The 17,176-nt window shown below is 69.6% G+C and carries 18 protein-coding genes; 16 read left to right on the plus strand and 2 right to left on the minus strand.

Annotated features, from left to right (window positions below):
• Nucleotides 1–30: 30 nt before the first annotated feature.
• The 5 genes from IEJ03_RS14965 to IEJ03_RS14985 all read left to right on the plus strand — a co-directional run bounded on the left by IEJ03_RS14965 (nt 31) and on the right by IEJ03_RS14985 (nt 6,124).
• Nucleotides 31–1,020, plus strand: a complete 990-nt coding sequence (locus IEJ03_RS14965) for a zinc ABC transporter substrate-binding protein (RefSeq protein ID WP_192035596.1) — start codon at nt 31–33, stop codon at nt 1,018–1,020.
• 95 nt (nt 1,021–1,115) lie between these two features.
• Nucleotides 1,116–1,784: an ABC transporter ATP-binding protein gene (locus IEJ03_RS14970; RefSeq protein WP_192035597.1), complete on the plus strand. Its 669-nt coding sequence runs from the start codon at nt 1,116–1,118 to the stop codon at nt 1,782–1,784.
• Entirely contained in the window at nt 1,784–4,357 is a 2,574-nt protein-coding gene (locus tag IEJ03_RS14975) for an ABC transporter permease (protein WP_242457994.1), read from the plus strand. The genes IEJ03_RS14970 and IEJ03_RS14975 overlap by 1 nt, the downstream gene beginning before the upstream one ends.
• Entirely contained in the window at nt 4,354–5,583 is a 1,230-nt protein-coding gene (locus IEJ03_RS14980) for a lipocalin-like domain-containing protein (protein ID WP_192035598.1), read from the plus strand. Before IEJ03_RS14975 ends, IEJ03_RS14980 begins: the two co-directional genes overlap by 4 nt.
• A gap of 178 nt (nt 5,584–5,761) precedes the next feature.
• The gene (locus IEJ03_RS14985) at nt 5,762–6,124 is read left to right on the plus strand and encodes a DUF6482 family protein (RefSeq protein WP_192035599.1); all 363 of its coding nucleotides are present in this window, start codon (nt 5,762–5,764) and stop codon (nt 6,122–6,124) included.
• 143 nt (nt 6,125–6,267) lie between these two features.
• Here the strand turns inward: IEJ03_RS14985 and IEJ03_RS14990 are convergent, their stop codons facing one another.
• Together IEJ03_RS14990 and gloA are read right to left on the minus strand one after the other, a co-directional pair.
• Complete coding sequence (locus tag IEJ03_RS14990; protein ID WP_242457995.1) at nt 6,268–7,230, minus strand: ABC transporter substrate-binding protein; 963 nt, start codon at nt 7,228–7,230, stop codon at nt 6,268–6,270.
• A gap of 152 nt (nt 7,231–7,382) precedes the next feature.
• Nucleotides 7,383–7,916: a lactoylglutathione lyase gene (gloA, locus tag IEJ03_RS14995; protein WP_192035600.1), complete on the minus strand. Its 534-nt coding sequence runs from the start codon at nt 7,914–7,916 to the stop codon at nt 7,383–7,385.
• A 118-nt stretch (nt 7,917–8,034) separates the two neighbouring features.
• On the opposite strand from gloA, the gene IEJ03_RS15000 reads away from it, so the two are divergent.
• The 11 genes from IEJ03_RS15000 (at nt 8,035) to IEJ03_RS15050 (ending at nt 17,145) form a co-directional block, all read left to right on the plus strand.
• On the plus strand, nt 8,035–8,568 hold the full coding sequence (locus IEJ03_RS15000) for a C40 family peptidase (protein ID WP_242457996.1): 534 nt from the start codon (nt 8,035–8,037) through the stop codon (nt 8,566–8,568).
• 143 nt (nt 8,569–8,711) lie between these two features.
• Nucleotides 8,712–9,350, plus strand: coding sequence for a peroxiredoxin (locus IEJ03_RS15005; RefSeq protein WP_192035601.1), 639 nt, complete (start codon nt 8,712–8,714; stop codon nt 9,348–9,350).
• Between the two features lie 179 nt (nt 9,351–9,529).
• A complete protein-coding gene (locus IEJ03_RS15010; protein ID WP_192035602.1) occupies nt 9,530–10,603 on the plus strand; it encodes an ABC transporter substrate-binding protein in 1,074 nt (357 codons plus the stop codon).
• A complete protein-coding gene (locus IEJ03_RS15015) occupies nt 10,600–11,361 on the plus strand; it encodes an ABC transporter permease (RefSeq protein WP_242457997.1) in 762 nt (253 codons plus the stop codon). The genes IEJ03_RS15010 and IEJ03_RS15015 overlap by 4 nt, the downstream gene beginning before the upstream one ends.
• The gene (locus IEJ03_RS15020; RefSeq protein WP_242457998.1) at nt 11,349–12,170 is read left to right on the plus strand and encodes an ABC transporter ATP-binding protein; all 822 of its coding nucleotides are present in this window, start codon (nt 11,349–11,351) and stop codon (nt 12,168–12,170) included. Before IEJ03_RS15015 ends, IEJ03_RS15020 begins: the two co-directional genes overlap by 13 nt.
• A gap of 88 nt (nt 12,171–12,258) precedes the next feature.
• The gene (locus IEJ03_RS15025) at nt 12,259–12,561 is read left to right on the plus strand and encodes a hypothetical protein (protein ID WP_192035603.1); all 303 of its coding nucleotides are present in this window, start codon (nt 12,259–12,261) and stop codon (nt 12,559–12,561) included.
• An 88-nt stretch (nt 12,562–12,649) separates the two neighbouring features.
• Nucleotides 12,650–13,378, plus strand: a complete 729-nt coding sequence (locus tag IEJ03_RS15030; RefSeq protein WP_192035604.1) for a thermostable hemolysin — start codon at nt 12,650–12,652, stop codon at nt 13,376–13,378.
• On the plus strand, nt 13,368–14,897 hold the full coding sequence (locus tag IEJ03_RS15035; protein ID WP_192035605.1) for an AMP-binding protein: 1,530 nt from the start codon (nt 13,368–13,370) through the stop codon (nt 14,895–14,897). Before IEJ03_RS15030 ends, IEJ03_RS15035 begins: the two co-directional genes overlap by 11 nt.
• Nucleotides 14,894–15,586 carry an iron-containing redox enzyme family protein gene (locus tag IEJ03_RS15040; RefSeq protein WP_192035606.1) on the plus strand — a complete coding sequence of 231 codons (693 nt, stop codon included), beginning with the start codon at nt 14,894–14,896 and terminating at the stop codon, nt 15,584–15,586. Before IEJ03_RS15035 ends, IEJ03_RS15040 begins: the two co-directional genes overlap by 4 nt.
• Nucleotides 15,573–16,433, plus strand: coding sequence for an SDR family oxidoreductase (locus tag IEJ03_RS15045; protein WP_192035607.1), 861 nt, complete (start codon nt 15,573–15,575; stop codon nt 16,431–16,433). Before IEJ03_RS15040 ends, IEJ03_RS15045 begins: the two co-directional genes overlap by 14 nt.
• Before the next feature lie 10 nt (nt 16,434–16,443).
• Entirely contained in the window at nt 16,444–17,145 is a 702-nt protein-coding gene (locus IEJ03_RS15050) for a hypothetical protein (protein ID WP_202884381.1), read from the plus strand.
• Nucleotides 17,146–17,176: the final 31 nt, after the last annotated feature.

Consider the following 17,176-nt stretch of genomic DNA (forward strand, 5'->3'; position numbering starts at 1 on the left):
GACCCGCCAACTCTCTACCGGATACCCGACATGCGCCACGCCTTCCGACTGACCCTCGCCACCGCCGGCCTCGCCGCCGCCGTCACCAGCGCCCCGCTCCAGGCCAACGAGCCCATCGAGGTGGTCGCCAGCTTCAGCGTGCTCGCCGACATGGTCGAGCGGGTCGGCGGCGAACACGTCACGGTCACGTCCCTGGTCGGCCCCGACAGCGACCCGCACATGTTCTCGCCGAGCCCCACCGAGGCCCGCGCGGTCTCCCGGGCCGACCTGGTGGTCTTCAACGGCCTGAACTACGAGGGCTGGATGGAGCGCCTGATCGAGGCCAGCGACTACGACGGCGCCCGGATCGTGGCCAGCGAAGGCATCGCCGCGCTGGGCCATGAACCCCATCAGGGCCATGCAGGTCACGACGGTCACGACGACCATGAAGGTCACGACCATGGCCCTCAGGACCCCCACGCCTGGCAGGACCTGACCAACGCCGCCACCTATGTCGCCAACATCCGCGACGGCCTGATCGCCGCCGACCCGGCGCATGAAGAGGCCTACCGCACCAACGCCCGCGCCTATGGTGAGGCCATCACCGCCCTGGACGAGGAGATCCATGCCCTGCTGGCCGAGGTGCCCGCCGACAGCAGCGTGATCACCGGCCACGTCGCCTTCGAGTACTTCGCCAACGCCTACGGCATCCGCTTCCTGGCGCCCACCGGGCTCTCCACCGAGGCCGAGCCCTCGGCGGCCGACATGGCCCGGCTGATCGACGTCATTCGCGAGCAGGGCGTCAGCGCGCTGTTCCACGAGAGCATGACCAGCACCGCGACTCTCGAGCAGCTCGCCGAGGAGACCGGCCTGCCGATCGCCGGCACCCTCTATTCCGGCTCCCTGGCCGCCGAGGGCGAGGCCTCGAGCTATCTCGGCATGATGCGCCACAACGCCCGGGTGCTGCATGAGGCCCTGGCGCAGCCGGGACACCACGAGGCGCACGACCATGGACACGAGCACGATCACCACGACCACTGAGCGTTGAATCTCGGTCGTCTCGGGCGCTCCCTGCGGGGGGCGCCTTTTTTGTGGGATGCTGTCAGAGCCAGCATCACCGCTCGCCCGGAGACGACATGCTCGAGATGCGCGATATCCGCAAGGCCTATGCCACCCCGCAGGGCCCCCTGTCGGTGCTCGACGGCGTCGACCTCACCCTCGCCGCCGGGGCGAGCCTGGCGCTGATGGGCGAGTCCGGCAGCGGCAAGTCGACCCTGCTGCACCTGGCCGCCGGCCTCGACACCCCCGATGGCGGCGAGATCACCCTCGATGGCCAGCGCCTCTCCACCGCCCGCGAGGCCGAGCGCGCCGCCCTGCGCCGCAACCGCCTGGGACTCGTGTTCCAGCAGTTCCATCTGGTGCCGAGCCTGACCGTCGCCGACAACCTGACCCTGCAGGCGCGGCTGGCAAACCGCGAGGCCCCGGCCTGGAGCCAGGAACTGCTCACGCGGCTGGGGCTTGCCGAGATGGCCGACCGCTACCCCGAACAGCTCTCCGGTGGCCAGCAACAGCGCCTCGCCATCGGCCGCGCCCTGGCCGGACGACCGGCGCTGCTGCTCGCAGATGAACCCACCGGCAACCTGGATGAGACCAGCGCCGAGACGGTACTGACGCTACTGCTGGAGCTTATCCGCGACAGCGACTGCGCGCTGCTGATGGTCACCCACAGCGCGCGGGTGGCGAGCCGCCTGGAGAGGCGGTTGAGCCTTTCCCATGGCCGGCTGCTGGTCGAGGAGGCCCGCTGATGGACGGGCTTGGCTCCCCTCGCCTGGCGATGGCGCGCACTGCGCTGGTCACGCTACTCTCCCACTACCGCCGCCACCCGGGCCAGCTGGCCATGCTGCTGGTCGGCCTGTGGGTGGCCAGCGCCCTGTGGAGTGGCGTGCAGGCGATCAATGCCTCGGCCCGGGACAGCTACGACCGGGCCGAGGCCCTGCTCTCCCCGACCCTCGAGCGCCTGGAACGCCGCGACGGCGCTCCCCTCGACTATGCCGACTTCGCCACTCTGCGCCGGGCCGGCCTGCCGGTCTCGCCGCTGCTCGAGGGCACGCTGACACTCGCCGGCGGAACGCGCCTCGACATGCTGGGCATCGACCCGCTGAGCCTGCCGGCGAATGGGCTGGGCGCAGCGTCTGGCGCGACACCCGGTACGGCATCCGGTACGGCACCCGGTACGGCCGACGGCGGCGTCCTCGGGCTGCTCACGCCTCCCGGCCAGGCCCGTCTCGCCCCCGAGACCCTGGCCGCCCTCGAGGCCGCCCCCGGAGACCGGCTCCTCCCCGAAAGCGGCGCGCGGCTGCCGCCGCTGGTCATCGACGCCCAGCTGCCCCCCGGCACCCTGGTGCTGGAGATCACCAGCGCAGCCGACCTGCTCGAACGCGGCCACCGAATCGATACCCTGCTGCTGGCTCCGGGGGCCACATCGCCACTACCCGAGGCCTATCGGCGGGTGCCCGCGGCCCGGACGTTGTCGCCCGGCCAGCTCAGCGAGAGCTTTCATCTCAACCTGACGGCCCTTGGGCTGCTGGCGCTGGTGGTGGGGCTTCTGATCGTGCATGCCGCCCTGGGTCTCGCCCTGGAGCAGCGTCTGGGGCTGTTGCGTACCCTGCGCGCCCTGGGTGTGCCGGGGCGTACCCTGGTCGTCCTGCTGGCGGCCGAGCTGATACTGCTGGGGCTGGCCGGCACCCTGCCCGGCATTCTCGCCGGACTGTGGCTGGCCAGCGTCCTCCTGCCGGACGTGGCGGCGAGCCTCGAGGCGCTCTTCTCGGCCCCAGTCGGGGCCACCCTGTCGCTGCCCTGGCATTTCTGGGCCGGCAGCCTCGCCATCACCCTGGGCGGCCTGGCGACCGCGGGCCTGGGGATGCTGTGGCGCACCGCTCGGCTGGATATTCTCACCCTCGGTCACGCCCGCCCTTCCCGCGCGAACCTTCGCCGCCGGCACAGGCGCCAGGCGGGGCTCGCCGCCCTGGCCTGGCTTTCGGCCCTGGCGCTGTGGGCCTGGCCGACGCCTCCCGGCACACCGCGCTTGATCACCGCTTTCGCCATGGTGGCGCTGGCGCTCGCCGGCAGCGCGCTGAGCCTGCCGGTGCTGCTGGGCGCGGCCCTCGAAGGCCTCAAACGGGCGCTGAACGCCACGTCTCCCAGAGCCACCCTGATCCACTGGGCGCTGGCCGACTTGCAACTGCAGCTGCCCCGATTGCAGCTCGCGATGATGGCGCTGCTGCTGGCGCTTTCCACCAACCTCGGCGTCGCCGGCATGGTCGGCGGCTTTCGCCTGACTTTCCTCGACTGGCTCGACCAGCGCCTGGTCGCCGATCTCTACCTGCGCCCGCCGCCGGCGACCCATGACGCCTGGCGCGACTGGCTCGAGGCGCGCCCTGACATCGCCACGCTGCTCGAGCGTCGCGAGGCCGAGACACGCCTGATCCGCACCGATGGCGAGCGTCCGGTGGCCCTGCAGGGCATCACGCCCGACCCGGCGCTGATGGAAAGCTGGCCGCTGCTGGCGACCCTGAACGACGACCGAGCGGCGGCCTGGCAGTCACTGCGCGAAGGCGAGGCGCTGATCAACGAGCAGCTGGCGATCGCCACCGGTCTGGCCCCGGGCGACCTGTTGACCCTCACAAGCCCCGGCGAGCCGTTCACCACTCGGGTGGTGGGCATCTACCCCGACTATGGCAACTCCCGGGGCGAGGTGACCCTGACGGTCGAGCGCCTGATCACCCGCTTCGCGGCCCCGCCAGGCTCGCTGGGTCTGGTGCTCGAGCCGGGGCTCGCGACGGCCGACGAGGCCGCCCTGCGCCAGGCACTGACCAGTCCTCTGCCGGCGGCGGGCGAGGCACCAACACCATCGCTGATCGACCAGCGCACCCTGCATCGTCAGGCCCGCCAGGTCTTCGAGCGCACCTTCGCCGTGACCCGGGCGCTGACCGGCCTGACGCTCGGCGTCGCCGCGCTCGCGCTCTTCACCGGCCTGCTCGCCCAGGCCCGGGAGCGCCGCGCCCGGCTGGCGCCGCTGTGGGCGCTGGGCCTGACCCGCACCACCCTGCTCGGTGTGACCCTCGCGCAGCTCGGCGGCCTGGCGCTGGCCACGGCGCTGCTGGCCCTGCCGCTGGGGCTGGCGCTGAACTGGGCCTTAATAGCCGAGATCAATGTCGCCGCCTTCGGCTGGCGACTGCCGCTGCATGTCTTCCCCGCGGCCTGGGCACAAGCCCTGGGGCTCGCCGTGCTAGTGGCCCTGCTGGCCGCGGCGCTGCCCGCCTGGCGGCTGTGGCGTGCGCCACCGCGTCAGTTGCTCGAGGAGTTCGCCGCCTCATGAGCCGCTATCCGCCGATCTGCCACCGTGGTGCGAAACGCGTCGTACGCCTGAGCCTCGTCGCGCTGCTGGGGCTAGCCCTGGGGATCGGGCTGCTGACCTCATCGTTCCTGCGTTCGCCCCCAGGCCAGGACACCGGCTTCGCGGGCCTGGGTCGCGACGCCGAGGGCTTCGCCGCGGCAAGGCCCGGCCGGGGGCTACGCTTCCCCGAGGATCATGGCGCCCATCCCGCCTTTCGCACCGAATGGTGGTACCTCACCGCCAACCTGCGTGACGAGCACGGCCAGGCGCTTGGCGTGCAGTGGACGCTGTTTCGCCAGGCACTGGCGCCGCCTGCTGTTAGAGAAGAAACCCGCGAGGAGGCCAGCACGACGATCGCGACCAACCCCTGGGCCTCGAGCCAGCTGTGGATGGCTCACGCCGCCGTCTCCCGGGGCCCGCGCCATGTGGTCGCCGAGCGCCTGGCCAGCGGCGCGCCCGAGGGCCTCGCCGGCCCAGCGGGGGTGCGCGCTGAGCCCTTCTCGGCCTGGATCGACGACTGGCAGCTGACCGGCACGGCCCCCGCCGACGCCGATGCCCTGAGCCAGCTGAGCGTTACCGCCAAGCTGAATGACAGCACCGGCTATCGGCTGACGCTGAGCGCCGAGGGCCCGCTGGTCGCCCACGGCGAGGCCGGTTTCAGCCAGAAGGCCGTCGATGGCCAGGGCTCCTACTATTACAGCCAGCCCTTCTACCGGGTCGACGGCCAGGTGACCCTCAACGGCGCCACCCACCGCGTCAGCGGCCGCGCCTGGCTCGACCGGGAATGGAGCAGCCAGCTACTGGGGGAGGCCCAGCTGGGCTGGGACTGGCTCTCGCTGCACCTCGCCGATGGCGCCAAGCTGATGGCCTTTCGCCTGCGCGGCGGCGAGCCAGAGGGAGAGGGAGAGGGAGAGGGAGCGCACGATTACCTGTCCGGCAGCTTCATCACCCCGGACGGCACCGTCACGCCGCTCGGCCCAGACGCGCTTTCACTGACCCCGCTCAGCGAGAGCGCGGTAGCCGACCGGCGGCTGCCCACCCGCTGGCGTCTCGAGGTGCCAGGCCAGGGGCTCGACCTGACGATCGCGGCACATCATCCAGAGCGCTGGATGGCCACCCGGGTGCCCTACTGGGAGGGAGCGGTGACGGTGACGACTCCCGACGGCCAGCCCGCCGGAGAGGGCTACCTGGAGATGACCGGTTACTAGGTGGCGCCGACCTTCGCGGACAAGACCTATACACCCAGCAAGAAGTCGTGGCGCCTTGCGCTCCAGACCACCGTGCCGACATACCGATAAATCGCGGATTGAAGGGGAGGAAAAGGGCTGGACAGGTGCAAGAAAGATTCTACATTAATTGTACAAACCTGTACTGGAGACCTCCGCCATGATTGCCGCCGACGCTTCCACCCACGACTACCCCGCCCCCGAGACACAGTTCACCATCACCAGTCTCTCCCACGCCCTCGCCGAGGGCATGTCCCCGATCGTCGAGGTCATCTCCATGGACGGCATCTACTCGGTGCGCTTCCACCACGCCAACGGCATGTCGAGCCTGGTCGATGCTGCAGGCAACGTCTGCACCTTCAAGGGCACCGGCGAGATCCGCGACCTGATGAGCGCACTGGGCCTCACCCATGGCGTGCTGACCTGGGCCGATCAGTGCGGTGACGAGATGATCGGCGTTCCCAGCAAGGCCATCACCGCCGAGGAAATGCTGACCTACGGCACCCGTATCGCCTTTCGCTGATACCTTCTCGGCGGCTGGACCGCTCGCCACTCATAGGCCGACCGAACAGGCCAAACAAGCCAGATACGAAACAGCCAGACACGAAAAAGGCCGCCCGTAGGCGGCCTTTTTCATGCCATATCGCACTTGCGTCAGGCGTCGACTCAGAGGCCGAAGGCCTTCTGCAGGGCGGGCCAGGCCGGCTCGCCGTCGATGGTGGTCACGCCCTCGGCAAAGGCCTCGACGCGCTCCGGGTGCTGTTTGATCCACTCGATCGCGACTTCCTCCGAATCACGCTCGTTATAGCTGTACTCGTAGATCATGGCGCTCTGGTCATCGGCGCTGAAGGTCACCTGATCGAGCAGGCGCGTCGCATTGGGATGCGACTCGGAGTATGTCTTGCTGAGCAGGGTGCGGACGTCACTGCTGCCGCCATTCGGCCCCCACATGTCCTGGGGATCATCGAGATAGACCACGTCGTATTCGATGTTCATCCAGTGCGGCGTCCAACCCGCGAAGACGATCCACTCGTTGTTGTTGATGGCGTTGTTGACGGCACTCAGCATGCCCGGCGTGGAGGTCTCCACCGGCGTCCAGTCACCCAGGCCATAGGTGTCGTTGTCGATGCCACCGTTGAGGGTCTCGCTCATGCCCGAGCCCACCTCGATGGAGTAGATCTCGCGGCCAAGCTTCTCGGCGAACTCGTCCTTGTCCAGATCTTCGAGGGACGTCAGACCGGCCTCGGCCACGTAGCGCGGCACGGCCAGGCCGAGGCGCGCGCCATCGACGTTGTTGCCCAGGTCGACCAGGGTGTCCTTCTCGATCGAGGCCTCGTACATCGGCCCCTGAGCAGGGAGCCAGGCCGCCATGAAGGCGTCGACCTCACCCAGGTTCAGGGCCTCATAGGCGATGGTGGCACCGACTTCCTGCTGGCTGGTCTCGTAGCCCAGGGCGGTGAGCAGCTCGGCGGTGAGCTGAGTCTTGACGGTGACGCCCGGCCAGGACGGTGTCGCGAAGCGGATCTCGGCGCTCTCGGCGGCGGAGGCGACGGCCGGCAGCAGCGCCAGCGGAGCGGCCACGAGGCCGCCGGCGAGGATGCGAGTCATGGGACGGTTAGCATTGTTCAAGGGGATGATCCTTGGCAGGTCATGCCATGAATGGGTTCGCCAATACGCTACGCACCTCTACCGTTAAAAGAATAAACGCCCCGGACCAGCCGGAGCGTTGGAGGGGCGGAGGGCCGCGCACGACGCGGCCCCCATGCCGATCGGTCACCGCCTCAATCGCCGATGCTGGCCAGGCGCGCGGCCTCGACGATCTCGATCCAGTAGCCGTCGACGTCCTTGACGAAGACCACGTCCTTCATCTTGCCCTGATCGGAGCGCTTGATGAACTCGACCTCGTTGGCATCGAACCAGGCCTCCGCGGCGTCCAGGTCCGGCACCGAGAAGCAGATGTGGCCGAAGCCCTGGGGCTCGGCGTTGCCGTCGTGGTAGGCGAAGTCTTCCTGGTCCTCGGTGCCCCAGTTGTGGGTCAGCTCGAGCAGGCCCTTCTGGCTGAAGGTCCAGACGGTGCGCTCGCCGGTATTCTCGGGCACCCGGTCGCCGTCCTCGAGCCGCGCCAGGAAGTACAGCGAGAAACCCAGCTCCTCGAAGTCCAGCTTGCGCAGCACGCGCATGCCGAACACCCGGGTATAGAAGGCCAGCGACTTCGCCGGATCCTTGACCCGCAGCATGGTGTGGTTGAGGCGAAAGCCCTGGGATTCGGCGGTCGGTGCCTGGACGCCGGGATGCTGTTCTCCGGTAAAGCTCATGAGACCTCCATTGCGGTCGTATACGGTGTGCTATGGTCAGATAGATGCGCCTGAGGCCGGTGCTTTTCAAGGCCTCGGCCTCTTGCCACGCATCCGCCCCAGGCTCGGGACCCTCGCCATGATGCCCATCGCCTCGCTCTTCAGACACGCCCGGCACGCGCCGTCCCGGCTCCGCCAGGCACGGCCGCGGCGACGGGCGGCCCTGTCGCTCGTATTGGCGACCGTGACGCTGCTCGCCGGCTGCGCCGGCCCCAGGCTCGCCACCGATGATCATGCCGCCGGGCTTTCCATCGAGCGGCTGCTGGTGCTCGACCAGGCGCGAGAGGCCCTCGGCACCCCCTATCGCTGGGGCGGCGCCTCGTCCGGCGGACTCGACTGCTCGGGGCTGGTACTGGTCAGCTACCGCGCCGCGGGGCTCAGGGTGCCGCGCACCGCCGATGCCCAGTATCGGGCCCTGCCTCCCATCGAGGCCGCGCGCCCCGGGGATCTTCTGTTCTTCGGCCGCGGCAGCCGCGCCAGCCATGTGGGCATCTATGCCGGCGACGGCCGCATGATCCATGCGCCGGGGCGCGGGCGGGCGGTCACTACCACCGCCCTCGAGCTGGACTACTGGCAGGAGCGCTTCCTGGGCGCCGCCGCGCCGGCGCCCTGAGGCGACGCCCGCGTCTGGCTATCTGTTAGCACATAAGCTTATGGGAAATCGGCTTATCCAGGTGCCTTGTTTCCGGGCCGCCTCGTCCTGATATAGAGGAAGGAGACATCATCAGATGTTCATCTGCTAACAAGGAGGACAGCATGGCCCTGCAACTTGGCGATATCGCCCCGGACTTCACCCAGGACAGCACCGATGGCCCGATCCACTTCCACGAGTGGGCCGGCGACAACTGGGTGATCCTGTTCTCGCACCCGAAGGACTTCACGCCGGTCTGCACCACCGAGCTTGGCGAGGTCTCGCGCCTCAAGCCCGAGTTCGACAAGCGTAACGTCAAGGCGATCGGCCTATCGGTGGATCCCCTCGAGGATCACAAGGCCTGGGTCGGCGACATCCAGGAGACTCAGGGGCAGGCGCTGAACTTCCCGCTGCTGGCCGATGCCGACCGCAAGGTCAGCGACCTGTACGGCATGATCCACCCCAACGCCAACGACACCCTGACGGTGCGCAGTGTCTTCATCATCGACCCCAACAAGAAGCTGCGCCTGACCCTAACCTACCCGGCCAGCACCGGGCGCAACTTCGACGAGATCCTGCGGGTGATCGACAGCCTGCAGCTGACCGACGGCTACAAGGTGGCCACGCCGGTCAACTGGCGCGACGGCGATGACTGCATCATCGTGCCCGCGATCAGCAACGAGGAGGCCAAGACCCTCTTCCCGCAGGGCTGGGATGAGCAGAAGCCCTACCTGCGCGTCACCAAGCAGCCCAACAAGGGCTGAGGCGTGCCCCGGGCCCGCCCGGGCCTCTGCGCCGACCATCAGGCCAAGGCCGTCGCCCTCCCGGGGCGGCGGCCTTTGTCGTCCATAAGGTTATAAGTAAATCGTTTTACCAGAACTTTCCGACCCAAGGACTCAGCCGATATGATCGGCGGCCATCCCACGCCTTGCGGAGACTGCTCATGTTTCGCCTCACCCGCCAACTGCGCGCCCTGGCCCTTGCCCTGCTGGCCCTGCCCGGCCTGGCCCAGGCTCAGGCCCCTTCCCAAGATCAGGATGACATCACTACCCTGCAGGTCGGTTACATGCCGATCCTGCCGGTCGCGCAGCTGTTCGTCATGGAAGGCGAAGGCTGGACCGAAGAGACGGGCCTCGAGCTGGAGCTGACCCGTTTCTCCAGCGGCCCGGCCATGGTTCAGGCGCTGGCATCCGGCGAGCTGGATGTCATGTACTTCGGCATCGGTCCCGCCATGGTGGCCCGCGCCAACGGCGTGCCGATCAAGGTGCTCGCCGCCAGTATCAAGGAGCAGATCGGCCTGGTGGCCCGCGGCGACTTCGCCGGCGCGTTCGAGAACGCCACCGCCCAGGAGGCCATCGCCCGCTTCACCGAGACCCAGGGCCGCAAGCCCAAGATCGCCACCTTCCCCAAGGGCTCGGTGCCGGACACCGTGCTGCGTTACTACCTGACTCAGCAACTGGGCATCTCGCTGGATAGCGTGGACATCGTCGCCATGGGCGCCGACCGGGTCCAGCAGGCGCTGCTGGCCGGCGCCGTGGATGCCGCCTCGATCCTCGAGCCGATCCTGACCACGGTGCAGGAACGCGACGCCAGCGCCCGCGTCGTCGCCCGCGGCGGCGACATGCTGCCCAACCAGCCCGGCGCCGTGCTGGCCGCCCGGGAGAGCGTGCTCGCGGATGCCCCCGAGGCCATGCAGCGGCTGATGACGCTGCACATCCGCGCCACCGAGATGCTCCTCGACGATCCCGAGCGCGCCGCACCCCACGTTCGCGAGTTCGTCGGCAAGCGCCTGGTGCCGCTGTCAACCGTCGAGGCCGCCCTGCGCTCGCCGTCGTCCAACTACCTGAGCGATCCGCACGCGATCCTCGAGGCGACCCGGGTGATGCGCGACTTCCAACTCGATAACGGCACCCTGCGCCAGTCGGTGGATATCGAGGCGCTGTTCGACACCGGCCTGTATGACGCGGCCAGCGCCGCACTGGCCAAGGGCAACGACGCCGAGACCGACGCGCCGTGAGTGGCCTGTCGCGCCCCCGCCGTCTGCTGATCAGCGCCCTGGGGCTCTCAGGCTTCATCGCCCTGTGGGAGGCGAGCCTGCGCGCCGGCCTGCTGCCGGGCAACCTGGTGCCGCTGCCGTCGGGCATTCCCGGCGTCTTCTGGGCGGAGATCGCCGACGGCATCTGGTTCGAGGTGGTGCGCTCCAGCCTGTCGCACTACGGCGTCGGTGTGGCGATCGGCTCGCTGCTGGGCATCGCGGTCGGCGTCGGGGCCGCCCTGGCACCGACCTTCAATGCCCTGCACGCCTGGCTCGCCCGGCTGCTGCGCCCGATCCCGCCACTGGCCTGGATTCCGTTCGCCATCATCTGGTTCGGCGTCAATCCCACCGCGGCCGCCTTCATCATCAGCATCGGCGTGTTCTGGATCAATTACTTCACCAGCTACAGCGCGGTTCGCGCCGTGGACCCGGGCTATGACGAGGTCGCCATCGCCTTCGGCCAGACGCGCTTCGTGGATCGCCTGGCCAAGGTCAGCCTGCCGGCCGCGGCGCCGGGCATCCTCGGCGGCCTGCGGGCCGGCCTCGGCCAGGGCTGGATGACGGTGGTCGCCGCCGAGCTGTTCGGCATTCCCGGCATCGGCCAGCGCATGATGGAGGCCTCGGGCCTCCTGGCCACCGACATCGTGGTGGTCTACATGCTGACCATCGCCGGGCTCTATGCGCTGTTTGATGCGCTCTTCATGGTCCTGCAACGGAGGATGCTGCGGTGGCAACCCTGAGCGACTCTCCCTCGACGAACACCGACCCCTCTGCCGTGCTCAGCGCGCGAGGCGTCAGCCTCGGCTTCGATGGCACCACCATCCTCGATGGTGTCGATCTCGACGTCGCACCCCGGGAGTTCGTCGCCGTGGTCGGCGCCTCCGGGGTCGGCAAGTCGACCCTGCTGCGCGCCCTGGCCGGGCTGATCGCGCCCCGCCGGGGCCGGGTCGAGATTCCCGCAGGCAACAGCGCCGATACCCGCGCCTGGTCGATGGTCTTCCAGGCCCCCAGGCTCTTCCCCTGGCGCCGGGTGCGCGCCAACGTCGAGCTGGGCCTCGAGGGCCTGGCACTGTCGAAGGCTCAGCGCCGTGAACGCGCCCTCGAACCTCTCTCCCTGGTCGGGCTCGACGGCTACGCCGAGCGTTGGCCGCATACCCTCTCCGGCGGCCAGCAGCAACGGGTGGGCATCGCCCGCGCCCTGGCGGTGCGGCCCCGAGTGCTGTTCATGGACGAGCCCTTCTCGGCGCTGGATGCCATCACCCGCCGCCGCCTGCAGACCGAGCTCGGCGACCTGCGCCGCCGCAGCGAGGCGGCGATCGTCTTCGTCACCCACGACATCGAGGAGGCCGTGCTGCTGGCCGACCGGGTGCTGGTGCTGGGCGGTGGCCAGGGTGATGGACAGAATGATGGCCCCGCCGGCGTGGCAGACCTGATCGACATCGCGCTGCCCCTTGAGGAAAGGCGCGAGCACCCCGGCTTCGCCGAGTCCGTACAGGCCATCGAGCGCCTGATCGGTTCCCGGCAAGCCCCGGCGGCGGCATCCGCCTGACCGGCCCTGTCTTACCGGCCCTGTCTTACCGGCCCCGGCGCGTCCAAGGCACCCGCCTCACGTTTTCCACAGGATCAGGAGTCTCACCATGTCGACGCTAAAAGTGCTGCTGCACGCCCCCACCCCCGGCGCCCTGACTCGGGCCCGGCGCAATGCCGTCAACCTGCTGGCCGCACGCCCCGACACCGAAGTGCTGATCGTTGCCAACGGCGGCGGCGTGGCGGCGGCACTGGAGACGCCCGATGCGGCCACCGACCCGCTGCTGCGGCTGTGCCGCAATTCGCTGGCGGCCCAGGGACTCGAGAACACGGCGGGCCTTGGCGAAGTCGAAGCGGCCGTGGTGACCCTCGCCGAGCACCAGGTCGCGGGCTGGGCCTATATCCGCTGCTGAGCAGAAAAGACAGGCATCGCGGTCTGCCTTAAGCCGGCGTTAAGCCAGCCTGACCACACTATCGGGGAAGCTCCTGGAGGCGACCCCGATGCCCTGCTCCCACGTTCAGCCCGACATCCATGTCCAGCCCGACGCACGCATCCTGCCCGATGCCCGCCGCCCCGGCGTGTCTCTCCCCTTTTTCCCCCTCGATGCCGCCGACTCGCCGGCCGCGGCGCCGCTGGCCTGGCAGCTTGCCGAGAACCGGCGCCAGCAGGCGGCGCTCGAGCGCCTGATCGGCGAGCGCTTCGCCAGCGACCATGGGGCACGCATCAGCCACTTTCTGCCGCGCCTCGCCGGGCTCTGGCAGGGCGAGTGCCCCCAGGCCGCGGTCGGCGCCCAGAGCGCCGATGTGGGTACCCTGTTCCTCGAGACCTACCTGGATCGCCCCATCGAGGCGCTCCTCGACGAGGCCTTCGGTCAGCCGGTATCCCGCGACGGCATCGTCGAGATCGGCAACCTGGCCTGTGCCCGCCCGGGGCTCTATCGTCCCCTGATCCTGCACCTGATCGAACAGCTGTACGACGAAGGCCACGCCTGGCTGGTCTTCACCGCCACCCCGGCGGTGCGCAACGGCTTTCGCCGCTTGGGGCTGTCCGCGAGCCCCCTGGCGCTGGCCGACCCGGCGTGCCTGCCACCAGCCAGTCGGGCGGCCTGGGGCCGCTACTATGATCTCGTGCCCTGGGTGATGGGCGGCTCGCTGACGCTGGCCCATGCCCAGCTCGCCTCCCAGGGCCTGTTGCCGTCCCAGGCCGAGGAGAACGCCCATGTCCGCTGAGCATGAGCGGTTCTTCCTGGCGCTGGCGGCCCATGCCGCGCACCATCCCGGGCGCATCGCCCTGGAGGACGGCCGGGGCCGACTGAGCTTTGGCGAACTGCTCGCCGAGGTGGATCGCCGCCGTGCGCGGCTGGCGGCGTCAGGAGCCCAGCGCGTCGGCCTGGCGCTGGACAACGGCCTCGACTGGGCGCTGTGGGACCTCGCCCTGCTCCGCGACGAGCGGGTCGCGGTGCCGGTACCGGGCTTCTTCTCGGCCGCCCAGCGCCAGCACCTGGTGGCAAGCGCAGGGCTGGATGCCTGGATCGGCGCGGCCGATGAGGCGGCATCACTCGGCTTCGCGTCGAGCGCCGATGGCGCCATCGCCACCCAAGCGGTCAGCAAGCCTCCCAAGATGCACCCGGGCACCGCCAAGATCACCTTCACCTCCGGCACCAGTGGCGCCCCCAAGGGCGTGTGTCTGGATAGCGCGGCCATGCTGCGGGTCGCCGAGAGCATCGCCGCGATCGTCACGCCCCTCGGCATCCGCCGTCACCTGGCCATGCTGCCCCTGGCGACCCTGCTCGAGAACATCGGCGGGCTCTATGTGCCGCTATGGCTCGGCGCCGGCTGCCACCTTCCGGACACCGCGACGCTCGGCTGGCAGGGCGCCAGCGGCTTCTGCCCGCGCACCGCGATGGCCATCATCGAGGCCGTGAAGCCCCAGAGCCTGATCCTCGTGCCGCAGCTGCTGCAGGCCCTGCTGGCGGTGGCGCCCAAGGCCCCCGAGTGCCTGTCCTTCGTCGCCGTGGGCGGCGCCCGCCTCGCCCCGGCGCTGCTCTCGCGTGCAGGAGAGGCTGGCTGGCCGGTCTTCGAGGGCTACGGGCTCTCGGAGTGCGCCTCGGTGGTGTGCCTGAACCGCCCCGGCGAATCGGCTCGTGGCGTCGGCCGCCCGCTGCCCCATGCTGAGGTGCGCCTGTCCGAGGCCGGCGAGGTCGAGATCCGCGGTGCGACCATGCTCGGCTATCTGGGCGAGCCGCCCGCCGGCGCCTGGCATGCAAGCGGTGATCTGGGCCGCCTCGAACCGGGCCCGGAGGGCGAGCGGCTCCATCTCGACGGTCGCCGCCACGAGGTCTTCATCACCGCCTACGGCCGCAACGTCGCCCCCCAGTGGGTCGAAGCGGAGCTCGTGCTGCAGCCGGTGATCGCCCAGGCCCTGGTGCACGGCGAGGCGCTGGATCACAACCGGGCGCTGATCGTGCCCCGGTATCCCGGCGCCGACGATGCCACCCTGAACGCGGCCATCTCCGCGGCCAATGCCCGGCTGCCCGACTATGCCCGGGTTCACGCCTGGCGACGCGCGGCCCCCTTTACCCCGGCCAATGACCAGCTCACCGCCAATGGCCGGCTACGCCGCGGAGCCGTGCTCGCGTCCTACCGCGACTGGCTGACGGCCGAGGCCGACTCAACGGCCATGCCGACGTCATCGTCGACCGCTTCGCCTTCTCCCTCATCGCCCTCTACCACTGGAGCCGCCTCATGAGCGCCTACCAACGCCTACTCGCCGAGACGCAGACCGAACGCGAGGCCATGCTGGCCATTCCACTCCTGCAGCGGGCCCAGCGCGGCGAGGTCAGTCACGCGGAATACCTGGCCTTCCTCGGCCAGGCCTATCACCACGTGCGTTTCACCGTGCCGTTGATGATGGCCTGCGGCGCCCGTCTGCCCGCCCACAAGGGCTGGCTGCGCGATGCCCTGGTCGAGTACATCGACGAGGAACACGGCCACGAGCAGTGGATCCTCGATGATATTCGTGTGGCCGGCGGCGATCCCGAGGCCGTGGTGGCCGCCACCCCGGCGCCGGCCACCCGGCTGATGGTCGGCCATGTGCGCGATGTGATCGCCCATGACAACCCGGTCGGTTTCTTCGGCATGGTGCTGGTGCTGGAAGGCACCAGTACTGCGCTGGCCACTCAGGCCGCCGAGGCGCTGCAGCAGCACCTTGGCCTGCCCAAGGAGGCCTTTCGCTACCTGCTCTCTCACGGCAGCCTGGATATCGGCCACATGGCCTTCTTCGAGTCGCTGATCGAGCGCCTCGACGAGGACGACCTGGCGGCGGTGATCGACACCGCCGCCATGGTCTACCGCCTGTACGGCGCCATGTTCCGCGGCGTCGAGGCGACCTGCGGCGGCGGCGATGTCACCCGGGAGCTCGCCGATGCCCTTTCCTAAGTTGTCCTGGTCCAAGTTGCCCTGGCCTAAGCTGCCCGGGTTCAGGAAGCCCACCCTCGAGGGCGGCTGGCCGGCGCAGCGCATCCTGGTCACCGGCGCCAGCGGCGGCATCGGCCGCGCCCTGGTCAAGGAACTGGCAGCCACCGGCGCTCAGATCCTCGCCAGCGGACGCAACGAGGCGGCCCTCTCCGCGCTGGTGGCCGAGCACCCCGAGCACATCCACGTGATGGCCGCCGACCTGACCGACGCCGATGCCCGGGCTCGCCTGGTCGAGGCAGCGCGGCGTGCCGACTGCAACGTGCTGATCAACGCCGCCGGCATCAACCATGTCGGCCTGTTCGAGAACGAGGCCGACGACAGCATCGCCGAGCTGATCGACGTCAACCTGACCGCCACCCTGCAGCTGATTCATCAGCTGCTGCCGCAGCTGATGGCGGCTCGTCAGGGTCAGCTGGTCAATGTGGGTTCGACCTTCGGCGCCATCGGCTATCCGTCGCAGGCCACCTACTGCGCCACCAAGTTCGCGATGCGCGGCTTTTCCCAGGCGCTGCGCCGTGAACTGGCCGACACCCGGGTGCGGGTGCTGTATGTCGCCCCGCGCGCGACCCGCACCGCCATGAACAGCCCCGAAGTGGAAGCCATGAACGAGGCGCTGGGCACCACCATGGACACCCCGGAGCGGGTGGCGAAAGCCGTCCGCAGCGCCATCGAAGGACAGCGCGAAGAGACCCAGCTGGGCTTCCCCGAAGGCCTCTTCGTGCGACTCAATGCCATCGTGCCGCGGGTGGTCGATCGCGCCCTGCATCGCCAGCTGCCGATCATTCGCCGCTTCGTCGGCAAGCCCTGAGGAAGACGCCATGAGTACCAAGACCCTCCCGCCTCGAGCGCAGGCTCGCCGTGGCCTGCAAACCGCCGCTCGCGCCACTGCCCTCGCCGCCTGGTCCGCCAGCCTGCTGGCCCTTTCAAGCCTGCCCGCCCTGGCCATGGAGCCTGACGTGGAGGAGGCCGTGCAGGCGCTCCAGCAGCGCTGGGCCGAGATCCACTATCGGCTGGCGGACGACGCTCAGGCCAAGGCATTCGAGACGCTGGAACAGGAGGCCGACGGTTATCTCGCCCACTACCCCGAGGCGGCCGAGCTGCACATCTGGGCCGGCATCGTGCGCTCCACCGAGGCCGGCGCCAAGGGCGGGCTCGGTGCCCTGTCGCTGGTCAAGGCCGCCCGCGACGATCTGGAGACCGCCCTGGACCTGGACCCGACCGCCCTCGAGGGCTCGGCCTACACGAGCCTCGGGGCGCTGTACTACCAGGTGCCGGGCTGGCCACTGGCCTTCGGTGACGACGACAAGGCCGAATGGCACCTGCGCCAGGCGCTGAAGTTCAACCCGGACGGGATCGACAGCCTGTACTTCTGGGGCGATTATCTTCATCAGCAGGGCCGAGATGCCGAGGCCCGACAGGCACTGCTCAGGGCTCTCGACGCGCCGGCCCGCCCCGGCCGCGAGCTCGCCGATCGCGGCCGTCGCGAGGAGATCCAGGCCTTGCTCGACCGGCTGCCGTAGACTGATGACACTCACCCAGGCGGGAGGCGCG

Origin of the sequence: Halomonas sp. YLGW01 (assembly GCF_014840935.1) — a bacterium.
Taxonomy (GTDB): domain Bacteria; phylum Pseudomonadota; class Gammaproteobacteria; order Pseudomonadales; family Halomonadaceae; genus Onishia.

Bases quoted from the DNA above. Each gene is read 5' to 3' on its own strand.
- IEJ03_RS14985 (WP_192035599.1), top strand. From the start codon at position 5,762: ATGATTGCCGCCGACGCTTCCACCCACGACTACCCCGCCCCCGAGACA.
- IEJ03_RS15040 (WP_192035606.1), top strand. From the start codon at position 14,894: ATGAGCGCCTACCAACGCCTACTCGCCGAGACGCAGACCGAACGCGAG.
- IEJ03_RS15005 (WP_192035601.1), top strand. From the start codon at position 8,712: ATGGCCCTGCAACTTGGCGATATCGCCCCGGACTTCACCCAGGACAGC.
- IEJ03_RS14975 (WP_242457994.1), top strand. From the start codon at position 1,784: ATGGACGGGCTTGGCTCCCCTCGCCTGGCGATGGCGCGCACTGCGCTG.
- IEJ03_RS15000 (WP_242457996.1), top strand. From the start codon at position 8,035: ATGATGCCCATCGCCTCGCTCTTCAGACACGCCCGGCACGCGCCGTCC.
- IEJ03_RS14970 (WP_192035597.1), top strand. From the start codon at position 1,116: ATGCTCGAGATGCGCGATATCCGCAAGGCCTATGCCACCCCGCAGGGC.
- gloA (WP_192035600.1), bottom strand. From the start codon at position 7,916: ATGAGCTTTACCGGAGAACAGCATCCCGGCGTCCAGGCACCGACCGCC.
- IEJ03_RS15050 (WP_202884381.1), top strand. From the start codon at position 16,444: ATGAGTACCAAGACCCTCCCGCCTCGAGCGCAGGCTCGCCGTGGCCTG.
- IEJ03_RS15045 (WP_192035607.1), top strand. From the start codon at position 15,573: ATGCCCTTTCCTAAGTTGTCCTGGTCCAAGTTGCCCTGGCCTAAGCTG.
- IEJ03_RS15025 (WP_192035603.1), top strand. From the start codon at position 12,259: ATGTCGACGCTAAAAGTGCTGCTGCACGCCCCCACCCCCGGCGCCCTG.
- IEJ03_RS14965 (WP_192035596.1), top strand. From the start codon at position 31: ATGCGCCACGCCTTCCGACTGACCCTCGCCACCGCCGGCCTCGCCGCC.
- IEJ03_RS15035 (WP_192035605.1), top strand. From the start codon at position 13,368: ATGTCCGCTGAGCATGAGCGGTTCTTCCTGGCGCTGGCGGCCCATGCC.
- IEJ03_RS14980 (WP_192035598.1), top strand. From the start codon at position 4,354: ATGAGCCGCTATCCGCCGATCTGCCACCGTGGTGCGAAACGCGTCGTA.
- IEJ03_RS15030 (WP_192035604.1), top strand. From the start codon at position 12,650: ATGCCCTGCTCCCACGTTCAGCCCGACATCCATGTCCAGCCCGACGCA.
- IEJ03_RS15010 (WP_192035602.1), top strand. From the start codon at position 9,530: ATGTTTCGCCTCACCCGCCAACTGCGCGCCCTGGCCCTTGCCCTGCTG.